The following is a 20,211-nucleotide window of genomic DNA, read 5'->3' as shown; positions in this document are numbered from 1 at the left end:
ACGGCCCGGTCAGAGTCCGTAGCGGCCGAGCACGTCCCGCTTGCCGGCGACGAGAAACTTGCGGGTCATCCGGCCGGTGGTGAGCCACGCGATCGCGTCGCCGTTGCGGGTGCTCGCCAGCAACCGTTCGACCAGGTACGGGGCGACGTCGTCGACGTGGTCGCAGAGGATGTTGAGCAACCTGCGCTGCCGCGCCACCTGCTCCGGCGCGGCGGCGGCTTCGCGCAGCCACCCCTCGGTGATGAGGATGCCGGGGCGGATCTGGCCGATCCGCACGCCGGTACCGGTGACCTCCTTGGCCAGTGCCCGGGTGAAGGAGTCCAGGCCGCGCTTGGTGGCCGAGTAGACCCCCATGCCGGGGCGGATCGCGCCGTCGCTGCCGCCGCCGAGCACGTTGAAGACCTGGCCGCCGCCGGCTGCGAGCATGCCGCGGACGGCGACCTGCGACCCGTACACGGTGCCGAGCATGTTCGTGGTGACCATCGTCCGGACGTCCTCCGGCGCGGTGTCGACGATCGGCCGGGTGGTGTTGGCGACACCGGCGTTGTTGATCCACAGGTCGACGCCGCCCAGCGCGTCGACCGCGGCACTCCATATCCGCTCGACCTGCGCGGCGTCGGTGACGTCCGCGGCGATTCCATGGACGGTGGCCGCCGCGGCGGCCTGCGGGCGCAGCCGCGCGACGGCATCGTCCACGGCCGTTCGTGAGCGCCCCGAGACGACGACGGAGTGGCCCCGCGAGAGCAGCTCGCGGGCGAGCGCGAAGCCGATCCCCTTGGTGCTGCCGGTGATGACTGTCTTACGCATGACGGCTCCTGCCCACTCAAGTCGGGGAGAACGGGTCCGGTCAGTCACCGGTCAACCGGGCGACCGCATCGGCCAGCGGCACCACGTCGGCATACTTGGCGTCGAGGTCGAAGAGGTTGGCCTCGTGCGGGCCGGGATCGCGGTCGGCGCACGCCTCGCGCACCACCATCGGGCGGAACCCGTTCTGCAGGGCGTCGACCGCCGACGCGCGGACGCAGCCGCTGGTGGAGAAGCCGCCGAGCACCACCGTGTCGGCGCCGGCCGTGGTGAGCCAGGCGGCCAGCGCGGTGCCGGCGAAGGCGCTGGCGTAGTGCTTGTACGCGATGTGCTCGCCCCTGGCGGGCATCACCTGGGCCGCGAAGTCGCCGAGCGGGTTGCCGGCGGCGAACGCGGACAGCGCCGGCACCTTCGCGGCGAACAGGGGCGCCTCGGCGCAGGAGTCGTCGGCGTACCGCACCGCGGTGTAGGCCACCGGGACCCGGGCCGCGCGGGCCGCCGCCACCAGCGCGGCCATCGCGGCCAGCGCGCTCTCCGCGGTGGCCAGGAACAACGGCGACGAGGGTACGGCGTACGCGGCGACCGGGTCGACCAGCACGAGCGCGGGCCGGGTGCCCCAGCCGAGCCGACGGGCGAACCCGGCACCGACGTAGTCGGCATCGAGCGTGCCGCCACGCGCGGTACCGTCGGACATCTCAGATCACCCCGTCCGCGCGCAGGGCCGCGCGCTGCTCGGCGCTCATCCCGAGCAGGTCGCCGTACACCTCGTCGTTGTGCTGACCCAGCTCCGGCCCGGACCAGTTCACCGCGCCGGGGGTGGCGGACAGTTTCGGCACCGGCGCCTGCATCGGCAGCTCGCCGAACCGCTCGTGCGGCACCCGCACGATCGCCTCGCGGGCCGCGACGTGCGGGTCGGCGAGCAGGTCGGCGGCGGTGTAGATGCCACCGGCCGGAACCCCGCCGGCGTGCAGCCGACCGAGCAGGTCGACGGCAGTGTGGGTGGCGGTCCACTCGGCGATGAGCGTGTCGAGCTCGGCCTGGTGGGCGCCGCGCGCGCCGTGGCTGGCGTACCGGGGATCGTCGGCCAGCTCGGGGCGGCCCATGATCTCGGCGAGCCGGCGGAAGACGGTGTCCTGGTTGGCGGCGATCAGAATGTCGCCGCCCTCGGCGGTCGGGTAGACGTTGCTGGGAGCGACGTTGGGCAGGATCGCACCGGTGCGCTCCCGCTGGTAACCGGCGACCGACCACTCGGGCAGCAGCGACTCCATCATCGCCAGCACCGCCTCGTAGATCGCCGAGTCGACCACCTGGCCGCGGCCGCTGCGCTCCCGGGCGTGCAGGGCGGCGAGGGTGCCGTACGCGGCGTAGGTGGCCGCGAGCGAGTCGCCGAGCGAGATGCCGGCTCGCGACGGAGGTCGGTCGGGCTCGCCGGTGACGTAGCGGATACCGCCCATGGCCTCGCCGATGGAGCCGAAGCCGGCGCGCGGCGAGTACGGCCCGGTCTGGCCGTAGCCGCTGACCCGGACCAGGATCAGGCGCGGGTTGAGCGCGCTGAGCACGTCGTAGCCGAGCCCCCACCGCTCCAGCGTGCCGGGACGGAAGTTCTCCAGCAGCACGTCCGACTCGACCACCAGCCGACGCAGCAGGTCCTGCCCGGCCGCACTGCGCAGGTTGCAGGTGACGGACTTCTTGTTGCGAGCCACGACCGGCCACCACAGCGACTGGCCGTGCGGCTTCTCCCGGCCCCACTGACGCATGGGATCGCCCCGGCCGGGGTCCTCCAGCTTGATCACCTCGGCGCCGAAGTCGCCGAGGAGTTGGCCGCAGAACGGACCGGCGAGCAATGTGCCGGTTTCCAGGACCCTGACGTCGGAGAGTGCCCCATTCATTCGACGCATCGTATGCCTGGATACGCCGTTTCGCTAGGGGGAACATTGCGGGGGGCGGCGGGCTTGCCGTGCTCGTGGAAACAGTGTTTCCATTGCAGCCATGCTGGTCCCGGACGGCACCGATCTCACCGACGCCGGCTGCCGGGCGCCCCGGCACCTCCGGCCGGGGGCGCCGCCCGCAACGCCGCCGGGAAGACCCTGAAACGCGAAGTGAGGAGCAGCGGGTGCGAGCGCACGTCGAACTGATTCACGAGAATGACTACATCTGGCACGTCGGGGAGTTGCCGCACGGCGAGGGCGGGGCCCGCGAACGCCGGCTATCGGTGGACGAGGAGGACGGGTCGTCCTCGCTGTCGCTGAGCTTCGACAGCGACTGGGGGCGCGGGCCGGGCGTGCCGCACGCCGACACGGAGTTCTACGTGCAGTCCGGCTCGCTGAACTACGGCGGTCAGGAGATCGGCCCCGGCGGCTACCTGCAGGTGCCGCGGGGCGTGCCGATGGACTGGATCAAGATCCGCGAGGGCTCGTCGGTGCTGCACTGGCGCGAGTACGGCGACTGCGGTTTCGACGTCGAGAAGGCACAGTGGAATCCGGCCTCAGCACGGTGGGACAGCGCCGTCGGCGAGGTGACGGTGGTGGATTCCAACGAGATGGAGTGGACCGCCGCACCGACGGTCGGGCCGATCACCCCGCTCTACATCAAGCTGCTGCACCGCGACCCGGTGACCAACTTCTACACCCGGCTGATCCGGGCCCACAAGGGCTGGAGCGACCACCGGCTGGCCCACCACCCCTGCTACGAGGAGTTCTACACGCTCGGCGGGAAGATGGCGTACAACTTCGGCGACATCGACGAGGGCACCTACTGCTTCCGGCCGGCCGGGGTGAAGCACGGCCACTTCGTGGCCGAGACCGACATCGACTGGATCATCCGATCGGACGGCGAGCTGATCAACTGGTACACCACCGATGAGTGGATCAAGTGGGGTGGCACGGCGACCAATTACCACGAACACGACGAGGCGCCGGTCATCTCCACCCTGCCGGTGCGGTCCCGTTCGCGCGGCCCCTGGTCCGGCGACGGGATGTGATGGCGACGGGGTGTGACGCGGCCACGACCACCGCCGCGTCACACCCCGGTCACACCTAGCGGGTGACGTACACCGGACCAACGAGGGACGGCGTGCCGCTGTGGTGGACCATGCTCGGCCGCAACAAGCAGACGGTCACGGGCGTCCGCCCGGCGCCAACAACCAGTCCGTGTACGGCGACCGGCTCGGCCTCAGCGCCGACGAGCTCGCCGACCTGCAGTCGAGAGGCGTGATCTGAGTGGGCCCACGCACCGCTGGACCGCAACCCGATTTCGACCCCGGCGCCACCGCTCTGTGGCCGGCGCTGGCTGGGGCCCGGATCATCGACCTGGCCCACCCGATGCGCCGGGGAATGCCCCAGTCACCGAACCACCCGCCGTTCCGGATGGTGATCGAGCGCCGCCACGGCGACCTGGTGCGCGCCGACGGCGGCAGCGCCGCCAACGAGGTCATCATCACCGGCGGGCACGTCGGTACCCACGTCGACGCGCTGGCCCACGTCTCGCAGGACGGATTCGTGCACGCCGGCCGGCCGGCCGGGGCAGCGCAGTCCCACGAAGGCTTCGCGGAGCTGGGCATCGAGACGTTCGACCCGTACGTCGGACGCGCCGTGCTGCTCGACGTCGCCGCCGTGCACTCCACCGCCGTGCTGCCGGCGGGTTACGAGATCACTCCGGACGACCTGGAGCGGGCCGCCGGGCACATTCGGATCGCACCGGGCGACGCGGTCCTGGTCGGCACCGGATGGTCGCGACGGTGGGGCGACGGTGCGGCGTTCGTCGGGCTCGCCGACGGCGTTCCCGGCCCGGGGGTGGCCGCCGCCCGCTGGCTCGCCGAGCGCGCCCCCAGGGTGGTCGGCGGCGAGACGATCGCCTTCGAGCACCTCGCGCCCGGACGAGGCCACGCCACCCTGCCGGTGCACCGGATCCTGCTGGTGGAGCACGGGATCAACATCGTGGAGACGATGAACCTGGCCCCGCTGCTGGACACCGGAGCCCGGGAGTTCCTGTTCGTGCTCAACCCGCTGCCCATCGTCGGGGCCACCGGCGCCCCGGTCCGCCCGTTGGCGGTCCTGCCGTGACGGCGGGCGGAAGCACGGCCGGGACCACGGCCGCGCCGGGCGACGAGCCCACGCTCAGCGCCCGGCTGGCGCGCTTCGCGGTCGACTGCCGCGACCACGGGGTGCCCGACGTCGTCCGCGCCGACATCCCCGGCCGGGTGTTGGACATCCTGGGGCTGGCCCTGGCCGCGCACGCCGACCCGGGTGCCGACGCCGCAGCGGCCGCGCTGCGCTCCGTGCGGCGCTGGGGCGGCATCGGCGAGGCCACCGTCATCGGCTCCGGCGACCGGCTGCCCGCCCCGGCCGCCGCGCTGGTCAACGGGGTACTGGCCCACTCGCTGGACTTCGACGACACGCACCTCCCCTCGGTGTTGCACCCGAGCGCCAGCGTCGTGCCGGCCGCGCTCGCCGCCGCGGAGGCGGTCGGGGGCGGTGCGGCTGCCGACGGCGCGGCCCTGGTCCCGGCGGTGGCCGCCGGGATCGAGATCACCAACCGGCTCGGCATGGCCGGCTACCTGCCCGGAACCGGGGTCAACGTCTACTTCGAGCGCGGCCAGCACGCCACCTCGATCTGCGGCACGATCGGCGCGGCCGTCGCGGCCGGCCTCCTCTACGGCCTGGATGCCGCGGGCATCGGCCATGCCATCGGGATCGCCGCGAGCATGGGCGCCGGCATCCTGGAGGCCAACCGCACCGGCGGCTCGGTCAAGCAGGCCCACTGCGGCTGGGCCGCCCACGCCGGGGTGAGCGCGGCGGTGCTGGCGGCCGACGGGCTGACCGGGCCACCGACCGTGCTGGAGGGACGGTTCGGTTTCTTCGCCGCGCACACCGGCGACTTCACCGCCGACGCGCTGCTGCGCGGGCTGGGCACCGACTGGGAGGTGCTGCGCACCGTCTACAAGCCGTACCCGTCGAATCACTTCACCCACCCCGGCGTCGACTGCGCCCTGGCGCTGCGGGCTGGCGGGCTCGACCCGGCCGACGTCGCCGAGATCGAGCTGGGGGTGGCCGCCCCGGTACTGCGTACCATCGCCGAACCCACCGCCGAGAAGACCCGCCCGCGCAGCGCGTACCACGCGAAGTTCTCCGGCCCGTACACGATCGCGGCGGCGCTGCTCGGCGGTGGCGGCCTGGGGCTGTCGCTCGACGACTTCGTCGGCGAGCTGGCGGCCGACCGGCTGGCGCTGGCGGCCCGCGTCCGGTGCGTGGCCGACCCCCGGGCGTCGGAACTGTTCCCGCGTGCGTTCGCGGCGGTGCTGCGGGTGCGGACCCGCGGTGGAGCCCTCTTGGAGCACCGGGTCGACTCGTCGCGCGGCGGGCCACAGCATCCGTTGAGCGCGGCCGATCTGGCGACGAAGTTCCAGCTCAACGCCGAGCGGGCGATTCCACCGGCGCGGATCGCCGCGCTGCGCGACGCCGTGCTCGGCACCGGGGTGACGCCATCGGCGCTACTCGCGCTGACCGCGCCGGCTCGCTGAGGCCGGACCCGGCCGGCCATGCCCACCGCCGCACCCACACCGACGCCGCGCCGGGAATGCGCGGGCGCCTACACCGCCAGGGCGAGCAGTCGCCGGGCGGAGCGGACCACCGCCTCGTCCACCAGCCGGCCCCGCGCGTCGAGGCAGACCCCCACGCCGTCGAGGACCGCCGCGTCGAAGCGGGCCACCAGGTCAGCCGCCGCCGCCACCTCGTCCGGTGTTGGGGTGAATGCCTCGTTGACCACCGCGATCTGCGCCGGATGAATGCAGGCCCGGCCGACGAAGCCGAGCCGTCGCAGCGCGATCGTCGACGCGCGCAGCGCGACCAGGTCCCGGAAGTCGGTGCTGACCGGTGCCACCGGTGGCTCGATGCCGACCGCCGCGCTGGCCAGCACCACCTGCGAGCGGACGAACAGCAACTCCCGCTCGTCCGGCCCGAGCGTGACACCGAGGTCGGCGCGCAGGTCCGCCTCGCCGAGTTGCAGCCGTCGTACCCGAGGTGCGCGGGCGATGTCGAGGACCGCGACCACGGCCGCCGCCGACTCCAGCAGCGGCACCACGGGGGTCGTGCCCGCCGGCAAATCAGCCGCCGACTCGGCCGCGCCGAGCACCTCGTCGAGGGCGGCCAGTTCGGCGGCGGACTCGGCCTTCGCCACACAGAGCCCGGCAAGCCCCGGCCCCACGACGGCCGCCGCGTCGACGTGGCCCAACGGGCCCGGGTTGATCCGCACCCACCAGGCGACCCCGGGCGGCGCGGCGCGCAGGAAGGCGGCGACCGCCGAGCGGGCGGCGTCCTTGCCGGCCGGCGGCACCGCGTCCTCCAGGTCGACGATGACCGCGTCTGCGCCGCGCCGCGCCGCCTTGGCCAGCTTGTCGGGCGCGTCCCCGGGCACGTACAGGTACGACCTCAACGGCTTCGGGCCCTTCCGCTCGACAACGCCCGGCGATGCGGCCATTGTTTCGACTGCGAATACAGTGTTTCCATTGGTGGTCGAGACGTCAAGGAGGCTTCATGGGACCGCACCCGTACGGCTGGTGGATTCTGCTGCACATCGTGCTCTTCGTCTTCTGGCTGGGCGGGGATCTCGGGGTCTTCTGGTCGAGCCGGTTCGTCCTCAAGCCCGATCTCACGCCGGCCGCCCGGGCCACCGCACTGAAGATCATGGGCGGGCTCGACCTGGGGCCCAAGATCTGCCTGGTGCTCTTCCTGCCCAGCGGCGTCACGCTGATGGCGCTGGACCCGCACGGCGCGCAGGTCTTCGGAATCAACCCGTTCGGCTGGCCGATCGTCGCACTGCTCTGGGTGTTCGCGGCGGGGTGGCTGGCCGCCACGATCTCCGACCACCACCGCCCGGGCCACCGCCGGTGGGTGCGCCGGGCGGACTGGACGGTCCGGATCGTGCTGATCGCCGGGCTGGCCGGGACAGCGCTCTACACACTCTTCGCCGCCGCACCGTTCGGCGTGGACACCAACCCGAAGTGGCTGGGCGGCAAGATCCTGCTCTACAGCGTCGCGATCGCCTGCGGACTGGGCATTCGTCTCACCCTGCGCCCGTTCGGACCGGCCTTCGGCGCCCTGATGACGACCGGCTCCACGCCGGAGGTGGAGCGCACGATGCGGCGGGCGATCGACGGCTGCCTACCCTACGTGTGGGGCATCTGGGGCAGTGTGCTGGCGGCCGCGGCGCTCGGCGTGCTGAAGCCGCTCGCGGCGCTGTGACCCGGGCAGGCCGGTCAGGCGCCGCTGTAGCCGAGCTGAGCGGAGATCCGGCCGGTCGCCTCCAGTAGCGACTTCGCCAGCTCGGGCGAGTCCGGCTTGAACCGCCCCACCGGCCCGGCCACGCTGACGACCGCCACCACGTGCCCGTCGTGGTCGTAGACCGGCGCCGCGATCGACGTCGCGCCGGGCTGGCGTTCGCCGCGCGAGGTGGCATAGCCGCGTTTGCGGATGGCCGCCATCTCTTTGCGCAGCTTCGCCGGGTCGGTGATGGTGCGGTCGGTGACCTCGACGAGCCGGTGCCGCTCCAGGTAGGCGTCGAACTCGTCCTCCGCGACGAAGGCCAGGAACGCCTTGGACGAACTGCCGGCGTGCAGCGGGTACGGGATGCCGATGTTGACGTCGAGCCGCAGCTCGTGCTCGGGCACCACCTGGTCGACGTACAGCCGGGTGTCGCCCCGGCGCAGCGACAGCGTGGCGGTCTCGCCCGTCTGGGCCGCCAACGCGCGCAGCTCCGGGCCGGCCATCGCGCGCAGGTCGGTGCGGGCCAGGTAGGCCCGGCCGAGCGTGACGGCCGCGTGGCCCAGTGCGTAGCGACGGGTGCTCGGGTCGACAATGATCAGATCCCGGCTGCGCAGCGCCGTGAGGATGCGGTGCACGGCGGCCTTGGTCAGGCCCAGCGCGGTCGCGATCTCGGTGACGCCCAGGTCCGGTCGCCCGCTGCGCCCGAAGTAGAGCAGCACGTCCATCGCCCGCTCGACCGCCGCGATCGAGCGGGACTGGCCGTCGCCGTCCTCCGCAACGGCCGGTGCCGTCGCCGCGGATGTCCGACTGGTCATGGTTGGGCCTCCACAGCACTGTTCGTTTTTGTCCGGTCTCCAGAGCAGTGTAGGTCGCGCGATTCCACCTAGCGAAACAGCGTGTCCGGGGTGTCGCCGGCCGCCCGGACCAATCGACGGTTGACACGGGACACCACCCCTCGTTACGTTTCTGGTAACGGCGTTTCCTGATGCGAAACGGAGAGCCTGTCAGTGTCGGTCGAAAGCATCACGTTCCGCTCGGCCCTCGCCCAGTGGCCCAGTGGCGTCGGTGTCGTGACCACGGTCGTCGACGGCCGACCGCACGGCATGACCGCGAGCTCGTTCTCCTCGGTCAGCCTCAACCCGCCGCTGGTCTCCGTCTGCCTGGGCGTCCACCTTCCCAGCCACGCCCTGGTGGAGCGTGCCGGGGTCTTCGCGATCAGCTTCCTCGGCAAGGGCCAGGCCGGCATCGGCCAGCGCTTCGCCGGCATGCGCCCCGAGATCACCGACCGCTTCGCCGGGCTGGACTGGGTGCACGCCGAGACCGGCTGCCCGGTCCTGGTCAACTCGACCGCCTGGCTGGACTGCCGGATCGTGCACGCCTACCCCGGCGGCGACCACACGATCTTCGTCGGCGAGGTGCTCGCCGCCAGCACCCCCCGGGTCGGCGCCCCGTTGCTGTTCCACTCCAGCGTGTGGAGCCAGCTCGCCGACCCCCTGCCGGAGAGGATCGACATCGCGATCGGGGGCCGGCTCTCCCGCCTGCGCGCGAACACCCTGGCGATGGCCGGCTTCACGGTGCGGGCAACGCCCGGCCCGATGATCGCCGACGCCTTCCGGGCCGGCGGCGAGGATGCCACCCTCGCCGAGTTGGACCAGTTGCTGCGCGCCGGGCACACCGCCGTCACCCTGGTCGAAGCGGCCGACGCCAGCCCGGTGCAGGTGCGGGCAGTGCTCGCCGACGCCACCGTGCGCGCCCGGCGCGCCTCACTTCGGGTGCGGCTGCGGACTCAGCGTGGGCTCGGCCTGGTCAACGCCATGGTCGCGATGAAGAGCGGGGTCACCGGCTTCGACACCACCCTCAGCGGGCGAGCGGGTGCCCTGCGCACCCGCGACCTGGTCTTTCTCGCCCGTCAACTCGGGGTGTCCTGTCCCCGGCTCCCCGCCACCAACCCAGAGGAGTGACCCACATGTCCACCGGCGGACGGCTCATCGACGACCTCACCCCGGCCGAGCAGGATCGAGCGGCCCGGGTGGAGAAGGTGCTGCCCGCGCTGCGGGCCGCCGCCGCGCAGGCCGACGCCGACGGGGTGTTCCCCGCCGCGCACGTCGCGCTGCTGCGCGATGCCGGGCTGCTCGGCCTGGTGGTTCCGCAGGAGTACGGCGGCCTCGGCGGCGGCCTGCGCGACCTCGCCGCCGCCACCTTCGCGATGGGCAGCGCCTGCCCGTCGACGGCGTTGGCCTTCTTCTTCCACAACACCAGCGCCTCCCGGGGCCTGCTGCCGCTGGAGGCGATCGAACGCGGCCTCTTCGACGACGACGACGTCCCCGCCGTGCGGGCCTTCGCCGAGAAGGTGCTGACCCGGATGGCCGGTGGGGTGTGGCTGGCCAACTTCGCCAGCGAGGCGGTGAAGAGCTCGTCGGCCAACATCGCCATCTCCACCACCGCCACCCCGGTCAGTCGCGACGGCGTCGACGGCTGGTCACTCAGCGGCGAGAAGTCGTTCGGCTGCGCCACCGGCGTCGCCGACACCTACCTGGTCACCGCCCGGCTCGCCGGGCACGAGACAGCGGACGGGCTGGCACTGTTCCTCGTGCCCCGAGATGCCGCAGGGGTCGCCTCACGGCCGAGCTGGGACGGCATCGGCATGCGCGGCTCGGCCAACCACGGCATCCGGCTCGACGACGTCTTCATCCCGGCCGACGAGGCGCTCACCGTGCCCGGCGCGTTCGTGAAGATGTTGCAGTGCAGCCGGGGCAGCTTCGTCGGCAACCAGCTGGCCATCACGGCGGTCTACGTCGGCGCGGCGCAGAGTGTCTACGACGACACGCTGACCAGGCTCACCGAGAAGACCTTCGCCGACACCGGCCGGCCGATCGCGGAGAGCCCCATGCACCAAGTGATCATCGGCAATATGACGGAACGGTTGGAGACGGCGTACCTCTGGCTGCGCCGCCAGTTGCTGCTGGAGACCAGCGAGCCGCCGCTACGCTCGCACGCCGAGGTCTACCAGCAGTGGCGGTTGGCGAAGGGCTCGATCTGCGAGGCGTGCTTCGACGTGGCGGTCGGCGCGCTCAAGGCGTCCGGCACGTCGAGTGCCACCATGAACGGGCCCGTCGGCCGGGCACTTCGCGACCTGGCGATGGGGCTGGTGATGACGTTCCCGCCGGAGCGCGGCCGGTTGGAGGCGGCCGGCATGGTCACCAGCGACCGGTCCAACAACCTGTTCGCGGCGGTGGCCGGGTGACCGGGCCCCACCAACCGGACCTGCCCGACCTCGCCGACCTGGTCGACGGGGTCTGGACACCCAGCGACGCGCCGCTCGGGTTCGACCTGGAGGATCCGGCGACCGGGGCGGCGCGGCGGCCCGCCGCCGGCACGCCGCCGGACCGGATCGAGGCCGCCGTCGCCGCCGCCTCGGCGGCGTACGAGGCCGGGATCTGGGCCGCACTGCCGGCCCCCGCTCGCGCCGACGTGCTGGACAGCGTCGCCGAGGCGGTCGAGGGCATCGCGGCCGAGATCTGCGCGCTGGAGTCGGCGACCACCGGCGTGCCGATCCGGCAGACCACACCGCTGGGCGTGATCCTCGGCGGCGCGTTCCGGCTCGCCGCCGCCCAGCTACGGCAGGGCCCGCAGAGCCAGGAGTTCCACCGCGAGGACGGTCGGATCGTGCACGCCGAACGGCTGCCCTGGGGTCCGGCCGTCTGCGTGGTGCCGTGGAACGCGCCCGCGCCGATGGCCGCGCACAAGGTCGCGAACGCGCTCGCCGCCGGCTGCCCCACGATCCTCAAGCCCAGCGAGTACGCCCCATACGGCAGCCAACGGCTCGCCGCCGTCATCGGGGCCGCGCTCGGCGCCTCCGGCGTACCGGCCGGGGTGTTCCAGCTCGTGCACGGCGGGGCCGAGGCCGGCGCCGCCCTGGTCAGCGATCCCCGGATCCGGGCGGTCTCCTTCACCGGCGGGCTCGCCGCCGGACGGGCGGTCGCGGCGGCCTGCGCCTACGACATCAAGCCGGTGCAGCTTGAGCTCGGCGGAAACAACCCGCTTCTCGTGCTCCCCGACGCCGACGTCGCCGATGTCGCCCGGGCCGCGGTCGACCTGCTCAGCACCCTCAACGGGCAGTGGTGCCGGGCCCTGGGTCGGCTGATCGTGCCCGCCGACCGGCACGACGAGATCGTCGCCGCGATCGCCGACCGGCTCGCCGGCCTGGTCGCCGGCGCGCCGTTGGACCCCGCGACCGACCTCGGTCCGCTGGTGCACTCCCGGCACCTGGCCCGGGTGTTGGCCGCCCGCGACGCCCTGCTGGCCCACGGCGGGACCGCGGTCACCGGCACCACGCTGCCGGCCGCCGGGCCGCTGGCCGGCGGGAACTTCCTCGCCCCGACGCTGGTCACCGGCGTCGCCACGGCGCACACCGGCGACGAGATCTTCGGACCGGTGGCGGCGGTGCACCGGTACGCCACGGTGGACGAGGCGGTGGCGCTGGCCAACGGCACGCCGTACGGGCTGGAGGCGTACGTGTTCGGCGCGGACGAGGAGGCCGCGCTGGCCGTGGCCCGCCGGATCCGGGCCGGTGAGGTCAAGGTCAACGGCTCCTCGGTGCTCAGCCTGCACCTGTTCAGCCCGCGCCCGGCGTTCGGGCTGTCCGGGTACGGCGAGGAGGGCACCGCCGAGACCCTGCGGTTCTTCACCAACCCGCGGGTCGTCGGCGTCGAGGGCGGCTTCGCGCTGCACGGCCGGTCATGACCCCGGGCGACACGGTCCCGTCGAGTGATGCGCCCCCGGTCGCGGCCGGCGGCGCGGTGACCGCACGCCCGGCCGACGTGCTGCAGGCGCTGCTGGGCGGCGCCTCGCCGGTGCACGCCCCCGGCGTACACGACCCGCTCACCGCCGCGCTGGCCGCCGAGGCCGGGCACCGCGTCGTGCACCTGTCCGGTGCGGTCTGCGCCGCGGTCGAGCTGGGCCTTCCCGACCTGGGATACCTGCACGGCACACACGTCGCGGAGCGGGCCGCGCGGCTGGTCCCGGCGCTGGCCGGCGTGCCGCTGATCGCCGACGCGGACACCGGCTACGGCAATCCGCTGCACGCGGTCTGGACCGCCCAGCGGTACGCGGCGGCCGGCGTCGCCGGGCTGCACCTGGAGGACCAGGTCAGCCCGAAGCGCTGCGGCCACCTGGCCGGCAAGGAGCTGTTGGACATCGCGGGTGCGACGGCGAAGATCCGGGCGATCGCCGAGGCGGGCACCGGCCTGGTGCTGATCGCCCGCACCGACGCCTACTCGGTGGCCGGCCTCGACGAGGCGATCGAGCGGGCCGGCCGGTTCGCCGAGGCAGGCGCCGACGCGGTCTTCCTGGAGGGTGTGGACACGGCCGAGGAGTTGGCGGCGGTGCGTACCGCGCTGCCCGGCGTACCCCTGGTGGTGAACCGCTCGGAGGCGGCTGGTGTGCGCGCCTTCCCGCCCGACGACGCGCTTTGCGCGCTCGGGGTCCGGGTCGTGCTGCACCCGGTCGCGCCGATGCTGGCCGCGCTGCGCGCGGCTGCCGCCGCCTACGCCGCGATCGGCCGGGACGGTCACGCCGACGCGGTGCCCCGGCTCGCCTGGTCGTCGTTCACCGCGCTGGTCGGCCAGGACGACGCGCTGACTCTCGATCGGAGGTACGCCTGATGCACGTGCTGATCGCCGGAGCGGGGCCGGTCGGGCTGACCGCGGCGCTCGCGCTGGCCCGCCAGGGCTGCGAGGTGACCGTGCTGGAGGCCGGTGACGACCTCGCCGCCGAGTCCCGTGCCTCCACGTTCCACCCGCCGACGCTGGAGATGCTCGACGCGTTGGGGGTCGGCGCAGACCTGTTGGCGCGCGGGCTGGTGGCGCCGACGTTCGCCTACCGGGACCGTCGGGACGGGCTGATCGCGGAGCTGGACCTCTCGGTGCTCGCCGCCGACACTCCGTACCCGTACCGGGTGCAGTGCGAGCAGTCCAAGCTGACCCAGATCCTGCTGACCCACCTGGCCCGGCATCCAGCGGCCCGGGTCCACTTCGGCTGGCCGGTCGACTCGGTGCGGCAGGCCGCGGATCCGGCCGAAGGCGGCGTGGTCGCGGTCGCCGAGGACGGCCGGGAAGTGGCCGGCGACTGGCTGATCGCGGCCGACGGCGCCAGTTCCGCGGTACGGCGGGCGCTGGAGCTGCCGTTCGACGGGATCACCTATCCCGAACGGTTCCTGGTGGCCTCCACCGACGAGGACCTGCCGGCGCTGCTCGGCCCGCTGGCGTACGTCAACTACGTCTTCGACCCGGTCGAGTGGTCGGTGCTGCTGCGCACGCCGGAGCACTGGCGGGTGCTGCTGCCCACCCCCGAGGACACCCCCGACGCCCACGAGCTGGGCCGGCTCGACGAGCGGCTGCGGGCGATCGCCGACCCGGGCCGGCCGTGGCGGGTGGCGCACGCCAGCCTGTACCGGGTGCACCAGCGGGTCGCCACGGCGTTCCGGCAGGGGCGGGTGCTGCTGGCCGGCGACGCCGCGCACGTCAACAACCCGCTCGGCGGGCTGGGCATGAACTCGGGCATCCACGACGCGGTCGCCTACGCGCAGGTGCTGGCCTCAAGCCGCACGGCACCGGACGACGGGGAGCTGGACCGGGCGGTGACGACGGTGGCCGACGAGCGGCGCCGGATCGCCCTGACGTACGTGCAGGAGGTCTCCGACCAGAACTACCGCCGGATGCGGGTCACCGATCCGCAGCTGCGCTCCGCGCATCTGGCCGGCCTGCGCGCGCTGGCCGAGGATCCGGCGGCCGCCCGGGCGTATCTGCTGCGCAGCTCCATGATCGCCTCGCTGCGCCCCGACGCCGGGCAGCCGGTGGCGCGGGCATGACGGCGCCAGACGACGGCCCGGTGATCGAGCGGGAGAACCCGTCCAGGGTCACCGAGCTGGTCGGCACGGTCGGTGTGAGCGGGCCCGAGCGGGTGGACGCCCTGGTCCGCCGGGCCGACGCCGCGCAGCGGGGCTGGGCGGTCACCGGCATCGCGCGGCGGCTCACCGCGCTGGCCGCCGGCGCCGACGCGATCGCCGGACGGTGCGAGGCGCTGGCCGAGTTGCTGGCCCGGGAGTCGGGCAAGGTGCTCGCCGACTGCCGCGGCGAGGTCGGGTTCGCCGCCACGTACCTGCGCTGGGTCGTCGAGCACGCCCCGGCGGCATACGCGGAGCGGGAGATCGACGACGCGGCCGGCCGGCTCCTGCGGCTGCCCCGGCCCTACGGGGTCGTCGCCGCGATCACGCCGTGGAACGCGCCGATCATCCTCACCGTGCTCAAGGTGGCCCCGGCCCTCGCCGCCGGCAACGCGGTGGTGGTCAAGCCCTCGCCGCTGGCCCCGCTGGCGGTCTCGGAGGCGCTGCGCCTGCTCGCCGGGGCGTTGCCGGACGGGACGCTGGCTGTCGTCCACGGCGACGCCGCAGCCGGAGCGGCGCTGGTCGGGCACCCGCTGGTGCGCAAGGTGGCGTTCACCGGCGGCAGCGCGGCGGCCCGGCAGGTGGCAGCGACGGCGGCCACCCAGACCACGCCGGTCGTGCTGGAGCTGGGCGGCAACGACGCGGCGATCTTCCTGCCCGACGCCGACCTGGACGCCGAGCCGATGCGCCGGCTGGTCCTGGCGAGCTTCGCCACCAGCGGCCAGGTGTGCATGGCGGCGAAGCGGCTGTACGTGCACCGCAGCCGCCGCGACGATTTCGTGGCGGCGTACCGGTCCGCCGCAGCGGAGGTGCTGCGCGTCGGTGACGCGCTCACGCCCGGGGTGAGCATGGGCCCGGTCGTCTCGGCGGGCGCCGCCGCCCGGATCGAGCGGATCGTGGCCGCGGCCGTTGACCGGGGAGCCACCGCGCTGCCGCTGGGCACCGTCGACGGCGGCACCGACCTGGCCGGCGGGTACTTCGTGACCCCGACACTCGTGCTGGACGCACCGGACGACGCCGAGGTGGTCGCCGGGGAGCAGTTCGGGCCGACGGTACCGCTGTTGCTCTACGACGACGAGGAGGAACTGCTGGCCCGGGTCAACGCCGACGAACTGGGCCTGGGCGGCTCCGTCTGGTCGGCCGACGAGGAGCGGGCGTTCGCGCTGGCCCGCCGGGTCGAGGCGGGCTTCGTCTTCGTCAACACGCACAACCGCACCGGGCTGTCGCTGCGGGCGCCGTTCGGTGGGGTGAAGCGCTCCGGCTACGGCCGTGAGTACGCCGAGGAAGGGCTGGCCGAGTACGCGCAGACCTGCGTCGTGCACGCCCCCGGCCCGTTCCGGCCCGGTGGTGCCGGGCTGGCCGCCAACGCGTACCCGGGCTGAGGCCGGGCCGCGTCGGGCGGGCCCTGTTTCAGTAGTCGACGACGACGCGGGCCGCGAGGCGCGGCTTGAGCCAGCCCGCCACCTCCAGGTGGGCGGGGTGGGCCTGGTAGGCGCGCAACGCGTCCGCGTTGGTGTGTGTGCTGATCATGCACAGGTCGTAGGAGACCGCGGTCCGCAGCGTGTCCAGGGCGACCGTCAGCGTCGCGATCTCATCAATTGTGTTGGCCAGACCTTCCAGCAACGACTTCGCCTTGGCAGCATCGGCCGAATCGGCGAACTTCATCAGTACCACGTGCGTAAACACCTGTTCGTCCCCCTGTTCCCCAGCGTCGCCCGAGTGTATGTTCTGGAAACAGCGTTTCGCTAGGGGAACCGGAGCGGGCATGACCATCAGGGTTGCCGCCGTACAGTTCGAGGCCGGCCAGGACATCGATGCCAACCTGGCCACCTGCCTGCGCCTGGTCGCCGATGCCGCCGGACAGGGCGCGCAGCTCGTGGTGCTGCCCGAGTTCTGCAACCACCTGGCCTGGTACACCGACCGCGCCCAGGCACACGCCCTGGCCACCCGGCCGGGCGACACGTTCCTCACCGCGATCTCGGCGAGCGCCGCCGAGCACCGGATGTACATCAAAATCAACGTCACGCACGCCTACCCCGACGGGCGCACCGGCGGCACCAACTTCCTCTTCGGACCGGACGGGGCGGTGCTCGGCAGCTGCGACAAGCAGGTCCTGATGGGTGCCGAGAACGACCACCTCGACCCGGCGACCGAGGTCGGACCGGTGCTCGACACCCCGATCGGCCGGATCGGCATGTACGCCTGCATGGAGGGCGTCATTCCCGAGGTCACCCGCGGGCTCGTGCTGCGCGGCGCGCAGGTGCTGCTGAACAGCCTGAACTCGTTCGCCACCGACGAGGCCGCGCTGCACATCCCGGTGCGGGCCGCGGAGAACCGGGCCTGGGTGATCGCCGCCAACAAGGTCGGCCCGCTGCTGCCCGCCGAGCACCTGCCGGCCATGAGCCGCGGCCTCGGCGTGCCGGAGCAGTGGCTGCACGGGGCCGGCGAGTCGCAGATCGTCGCACCGGACGGCACGGTGGTGGCCAGGGGCCCGCGCACCGGTGAGGCCGTCGTCATCGCCGACATCGCTCCGGAACGCGCCGACGACAAGCACCGCCCGGACGGCACCGACATCCGCACGGCCCGCCGACCGGAGCTCTACGGCCCACTCGGGGACGCACCGACCGGTCGCCGCCGGCCGCCCGGCGCGTCGAGCCTGCCGGTCGCCGTGGTCCGGCCGCGGGACCCCGGCCAGGCGGCCGACCTGCTCGGCAAGGCGGTCGCCGAGGGCGCGCTGCTCGGCGTGCTCGCCGAGAACGCCCTCGGCGCGCACGCCGGGCCGGCCGACGTGGCCGCGGCGCTGGCACCGGCACTGCGCGGCACCGACGCGTACGCCGTCGCCACCGCCCACGGCGCCGACGGCCCGGTCGGGCTGCTCATCGGCCCGTCCGGCGTGATCGGCGAGCAGCCACAACTGCATCGGGCCGGCGCGGCCCGTGACGCCGCACGGCCCGGCGACGCGCTGCGCACCTTCGACCTGCCCTGGGGGCGGCTGGCGATCGTGGTGGGCGACGACGCGATCTTCCCGGAGACGTTCCGGCTCGCCGCGCTCGCCGACGCCGATGTGGTCGCCGTGCCGTTCACTCCGCGCGAGCCCTGGGAGCTGGCGCTGGGCCTGCCGGAGCGGGCCGCCGAGAACCGGCTCAACGTGATCGCCGCCGGGCCCCTCGGAACCGGCGCCGCGGTCTTCGCGCTCAGCGCCGACTTCACCCTCTGGACCACCTGGGCCGGACCGTTCACCGGCCGGATCAGCAGCCCGCTGCGCACCGACATCGCCGCCGACCGGCCCGTCACGCATGCCGTGGTGGCCCCGGCGCAGGCGGCGAACCGGCTCGTCTCCCGCCGCACCGACCTCGTCGACGGCCGCCCGTGGCGGCTCGTCCAGGACCTCACCGAAAGGCGCTGACCCGTGGCCGACACCTTGAAACATGTCGAGGACATGCTCGACGACTCCCCCACGGTCGACGTCCACGAGACGTTCCACCGCTACCAGGTGCTCCTGGATGAGCTGAAGGCCAAAATCGACGCACGGTTCGAGCTGACCCGCGACCCGTCCACCGAGCCGCTGGAGCACTACGGGGACTACCCGAACGGGCCGGGCGGCTCGCTCGCCGCGTACACCGGGCCCGAGGTCGACTGGCTCGTGCACTCCTGGCTGGGCAACCCGGCGGCCAGCTTCGCCAACCTGCACCTCACGTGCTGGCTGGGCCCGCAGGTCAGGGTGCCGCACCTGGGGTTGGCCCTGCTGGTCTGGCCCGGTGGCTGGTTCTACGTCGACTCGGTACCCCGGGTCAACATGGTCGAGCACGGCGACTACTACGACCGGTACTACGAGCCGGTCAACGAGGAGTGGCTACAGCTGCGCGACGACCCGGCGTTCAACTACTTCGTCAGTCGGGCCGGGTTCATCCGGGCCAGCCTGTCGCCGACGGCGCACTGCTACTCCTTCGACCGCAGCCCGGAGAACATCGAGAAGGTCAGCCAGCTGACCCACGCCCACGTCGACCGCTGGCTGCGCTGGGTCGACGAGGCCGAGCCCGTGCCGGCCGAGGAGCGGGCCGCGCTCGCCGAGACCGACCTGCGGATCCGCCGCAACATCACCGACCGCGACCCGGCGAACGTGATGGGCGTGCGCTACTTCGGCGAGGAGACCACCAACCGTCTCGTCCGTGCGCTCTGGGGCGGCGACCGCGAACTCCCCCGGCCGTCGGCATGAGCGATCCGCGGCGAAGTGGTGTCCGGTCGCTCTGGTGGGCCGCACGCGTCCCCGGTGCACCAGCCCCGTTCGACACCGCACACCTGCGGGTCTACTACCCGGCGCGGCCCACCGGCTCGGACGCCGAGCGGCTCAGCGGGGTGCTGGCAGCCGATCCGGCCGGGGCGCCGTACCCGGTGGTCCTGCTGGTCTCCGGGGTCAACGTCGGGCAGGACACCTACCGCTGGCTGGCGGTGGAGCTGGCCGCCCGCGGCGTCGTCGCGGTGACCTACGACTGGGTCGGGGTGCTCTTCGCCGGCCTGCACGGGATCACGCCGGGCGTCGACCTGGACGCGGCCCGGCCGGACGGCTACGGCAGCCGGCCGACGAGCCCGTCGCTGCGCCCGGTGCTCGACGCGCTGGCGCAGCTCACCGGACCGCTCGACGGGTTGCTCGACCTCGACCGGGTGGCGCTGGTGGGCCACTCGGCCGGCGGTACGGTCGCGCTGCAGTCGGCGCGGTTCCTGCCCGAGGTCCGTGCGGTGGCCACCTACGGGGCGCACACCATGGTGGCGACCATGCTCGGTTGGCCGGCCGGCACCGTGCTGCCGGCCCAGGTGGACTGCCCGGTCATGCTGCTCGCCGGCACCCACGACGGCGTGATCAACGGCTCCGCCGACCGGTACGGCGAGGACGCGGCCACCCGCGCCGACCCGATCACCCGAACCTTCGACGAGGCGCTGCCCGACGCGGGCGGCACCAACCTGCTGGTGCGGCTGGCCGGCGCCAACCACTTCGGCATCGTGCACCCGCTCGATCCCACCTCGGCGCGCGCCTTCCTCGACGAGGAGGCGACCGCCGAGCCAGAAGCCACCCGCGCGCTCCTGGTCGACCTGCTGTCCGGGTTCCTCGCCGTCCACCTTCGCGGCGAACCGGCCGACGGCTTCGACCGATTGCTGGCACAGCTCGACACCACCTCTTCGATCGCCTCGTTCCGTCGGAGGTAAGCC

19 protein-coding genes are annotated in these 20,211 nt (G+C 73.5%); 13 read left to right on the top strand and 6 right to left on the bottom strand.

Features of this window, described 5'->3' with window-relative positions; all coding sequences use genetic code 11:
• Positions 1-9 precede the first annotated feature (9 nt).
• From ABZ780_RS01060 to ABZ780_RS01050, 3 genes are read right to left on the bottom strand one after another with little or no spacing between them, the layout of a single operon-like run.
• Positions 10-807 (bottom strand): SDR family oxidoreductase, encoded by a 798-nt coding sequence (locus ABZ780_RS01060; RefSeq protein ID WP_357482871.1) that lies wholly within the window; start codon positions 805-807, stop codon positions 10-12.
• Between the two features lie 40 nt (positions 808-847).
• Positions 848-1,498 carry an isochorismatase family protein gene (locus tag ABZ780_RS01055; protein WP_356998846.1) on the bottom strand — a complete coding sequence of 217 codons (651 nt, stop codon included), beginning with the start codon at positions 1,496-1,498 and terminating at the stop codon, positions 848-850.
• A gap of 1 nt (position 1,499) precedes the next feature.
• A complete protein-coding gene (locus ABZ780_RS01050) occupies positions 1,500-2,693 on the bottom strand; it encodes a CoA transferase (protein ID WP_357482868.1) in 1,194 nt (397 codons plus the stop codon).
• 224 nt (positions 2,694-2,917) lie between these two features.
• Here ABZ780_RS01050 and ABZ780_RS01045 point away from each other — a divergent pair, with 224 nt between their 5' ends.
• From ABZ780_RS01045 to ABZ780_RS01035, 3 genes are all read left to right on the top strand, one after another.
• A complete protein-coding gene (locus tag ABZ780_RS01045; RefSeq protein WP_356998841.1) occupies positions 2,918-3,784 on the top strand; it encodes a DUF4437 domain-containing protein in 867 nt (288 codons plus the stop codon).
• A 238-nt stretch (positions 3,785-4,022) separates the two neighbouring features.
• Entirely contained in the window at positions 4,023-4,865 is an 843-nt protein-coding gene (locus ABZ780_RS01040; protein ID WP_356998839.1) for a cyclase family protein, read from the top strand.
• Positions 4,862-6,322 carry an MmgE/PrpD family protein gene (locus tag ABZ780_RS01035; RefSeq protein WP_356998836.1) on the top strand — a complete coding sequence of 487 codons (1,461 nt, stop codon included), beginning with the start codon at positions 4,862-4,864 and terminating at the stop codon, positions 6,320-6,322. Before ABZ780_RS01040 ends, ABZ780_RS01035 begins: the two co-directional genes overlap by 4 nt.
• Before the next feature lie 68 nt (positions 6,323-6,390).
• On the opposite strand, the gene ABZ780_RS01030 is transcribed toward ABZ780_RS01035, so the two are convergent.
• Positions 6,391-7,278, bottom strand: a complete 888-nt coding sequence (locus ABZ780_RS01030) for a CoA ester lyase (RefSeq protein WP_356998833.1) — start codon at positions 7,276-7,278, stop codon at positions 6,391-6,393.
• A gap of 56 nt (positions 7,279-7,334) precedes the next feature.
• Between ABZ780_RS01030 and ABZ780_RS01025 the strand changes: the two genes are divergently transcribed.
• The gene (locus ABZ780_RS01025; protein ID WP_357482865.1) at positions 7,335-8,042 is read left to right on the top strand and encodes a hypothetical protein; all 708 of its coding nucleotides are present in this window, start codon (positions 7,335-7,337) and stop codon (positions 8,040-8,042) included.
• A gap of 14 nt (positions 8,043-8,056) precedes the next feature.
• Here the strand turns inward: ABZ780_RS01025 and ABZ780_RS01020 are convergent, their stop codons facing one another.
• Positions 8,057-8,878 (bottom strand): IclR family transcriptional regulator, encoded by an 822-nt coding sequence (locus tag ABZ780_RS01020; protein ID WP_356998827.1) that lies wholly within the window; start codon positions 8,876-8,878, stop codon positions 8,057-8,059.
• A gap of 192 nt (positions 8,879-9,070) precedes the next feature.
• Between ABZ780_RS01020 and ABZ780_RS01015 the strand changes: the two genes are divergently transcribed.
• From ABZ780_RS01015 to ABZ780_RS00990, 6 genes are read left to right on the top strand one after another with little or no spacing between them, the layout of a single operon-like run.
• Positions 9,071-10,024: a flavin reductase gene (locus ABZ780_RS01015; RefSeq protein ID WP_357482862.1), complete on the top strand. Its 954-nt coding sequence runs from the start codon at positions 9,071-9,073 to the stop codon at positions 10,022-10,024.
• A gap of 5 nt (positions 10,025-10,029) precedes the next feature.
• A complete protein-coding gene (locus tag ABZ780_RS01010; RefSeq protein WP_356998821.1) occupies positions 10,030-11,307 on the top strand; it encodes an acyl-CoA dehydrogenase family protein in 1,278 nt (425 codons plus the stop codon).
• On the top strand, positions 11,304-12,806 hold the full coding sequence (locus ABZ780_RS01005) for an aldehyde dehydrogenase family protein (RefSeq protein WP_357482859.1): 1,503 nt from the start codon (positions 11,304-11,306) through the stop codon (positions 12,804-12,806). The genes ABZ780_RS01010 and ABZ780_RS01005 overlap by 4 nt, the downstream gene beginning before the upstream one ends.
• The gene (locus ABZ780_RS01000; protein ID WP_357482856.1) at positions 12,803-13,726 is read left to right on the top strand and encodes an isocitrate lyase/PEP mutase family protein; all 924 of its coding nucleotides are present in this window, start codon (positions 12,803-12,805) and stop codon (positions 13,724-13,726) included. Before ABZ780_RS01005 ends, ABZ780_RS01000 begins: the two co-directional genes overlap by 4 nt.
• The gene (locus tag ABZ780_RS00995; RefSeq protein ID WP_357482853.1) at positions 13,726-14,931 is read left to right on the top strand and encodes an NAD(P)/FAD-dependent oxidoreductase; all 1,206 of its coding nucleotides are present in this window, start codon (positions 13,726-13,728) and stop codon (positions 14,929-14,931) included. Before ABZ780_RS01000 ends, ABZ780_RS00995 begins: the two co-directional genes overlap by 1 nt.
• Positions 14,928-16,388, top strand: a complete 1,461-nt coding sequence (locus tag ABZ780_RS00990) for an aldehyde dehydrogenase family protein (protein ID WP_356998812.1) — start codon at positions 14,928-14,930, stop codon at positions 16,386-16,388. The genes ABZ780_RS00995 and ABZ780_RS00990 overlap by 4 nt, the downstream gene beginning before the upstream one ends.
• 28 nt (positions 16,389-16,416) lie before the next feature.
• Here ABZ780_RS00990 and ABZ780_RS00985 read toward each other — a convergent pair whose 3' ends face one another.
• Entirely contained in the window at positions 16,417-16,692 is a 276-nt protein-coding gene (locus tag ABZ780_RS00985; RefSeq protein ID WP_357482851.1) for a Dabb family protein, read from the bottom strand.
• Positions 16,693-16,771: 79 nt separating this feature from the next.
• Between ABZ780_RS00985 and ABZ780_RS00980 the strand changes: the two genes are divergently transcribed.
• From ABZ780_RS00980 to ABZ780_RS00970, 3 genes are read left to right on the top strand one after another with little or no spacing between them, the layout of a single operon-like run.
• Positions 16,772-18,412, top strand: coding sequence for a nitrilase-related carbon-nitrogen hydrolase (locus ABZ780_RS00980; protein ID WP_357482848.1), 1,641 nt, complete (start codon positions 16,772-16,774; stop codon positions 18,410-18,412).
• A gap of 3 nt (positions 18,413-18,415) precedes the next feature.
• A complete protein-coding gene (locus tag ABZ780_RS00975; RefSeq protein WP_357482845.1) occupies positions 18,416-19,222 on the top strand; it encodes an oxidoreductase in 807 nt (268 codons plus the stop codon).
• Complete coding sequence (locus ABZ780_RS00970; RefSeq protein WP_357482842.1) at positions 19,219-20,208, top strand: alpha/beta hydrolase; 990 nt, start codon at positions 19,219-19,221, stop codon at positions 20,206-20,208. Before ABZ780_RS00975 ends, ABZ780_RS00970 begins: the two co-directional genes overlap by 4 nt.
• Positions 20,209-20,211 lie beyond the last annotated feature (3 nt).

This window comes from Micromonospora sp. NPDC047467, from assembly GCF_040643095.1.
In the GTDB taxonomy this organism is placed as follows: domain Bacteria; phylum Actinomycetota; class Actinomycetes; order Mycobacteriales; family Micromonosporaceae; genus Micromonospora.
This window is presented reverse-complemented; position numbering and strand designations above follow the sequence as displayed.

Coding starts and splice junctions, on each gene's coding strand:
- ABZ780_RS01060 (WP_357482871.1), bottom strand. CDS start 807: ATGCGTAAGACAGTCATCACCGGCAGCACCAAGGGGATCGGCTTCGCG.
- ABZ780_RS01055 (WP_356998846.1), bottom strand. CDS start 1,498: ATGTCCGACGGTACCGCGCGTGGCGGCACGCTCGATGCCGACTACGTC.
- ABZ780_RS01050 (WP_357482868.1), bottom strand. CDS start 2,693: ATGAATGGGGCACTCTCCGACGTCAGGGTCCTGGAAACCGGCACATTG.
- ABZ780_RS01030 (WP_356998833.1), bottom strand. CDS start 7,278: ATGGCCGCATCGCCGGGCGTTGTCGAGCGGAAGGGCCCGAAGCCGTTG.
- ABZ780_RS01025 (WP_357482865.1), top strand. CDS start 7,335: ATGGGACCGCACCCGTACGGCTGGTGGATTCTGCTGCACATCGTGCTC.
- ABZ780_RS01020 (WP_356998827.1), bottom strand. CDS start 8,878: ATGACCAGTCGGACATCCGCGGCGACGGCACCGGCCGTTGCGGAGGAC.
- ABZ780_RS01010 (WP_356998821.1), top strand. CDS start 10,030: ATGTCCACCGGCGGACGGCTCATCGACGACCTCACCCCGGCCGAGCAG.
- ABZ780_RS01000 (WP_357482856.1), top strand. CDS start 12,803: ATGACCCCGGGCGACACGGTCCCGTCGAGTGATGCGCCCCCGGTCGCG.
- ABZ780_RS00995 (WP_357482853.1), top strand. CDS start 13,726: ATGCACGTGCTGATCGCCGGAGCGGGGCCGGTCGGGCTGACCGCGGCG.
- ABZ780_RS00990 (WP_356998812.1), top strand. CDS start 14,928: ATGACGGCGCCAGACGACGGCCCGGTGATCGAGCGGGAGAACCCGTCC.
- ABZ780_RS00980 (WP_357482848.1), top strand. CDS start 16,772: ATGACCATCAGGGTTGCCGCCGTACAGTTCGAGGCCGGCCAGGACATC.
- ABZ780_RS00970 (WP_357482842.1), top strand. CDS start 19,219: ATGAGCGATCCGCGGCGAAGTGGTGTCCGGTCGCTCTGGTGGGCCGCA.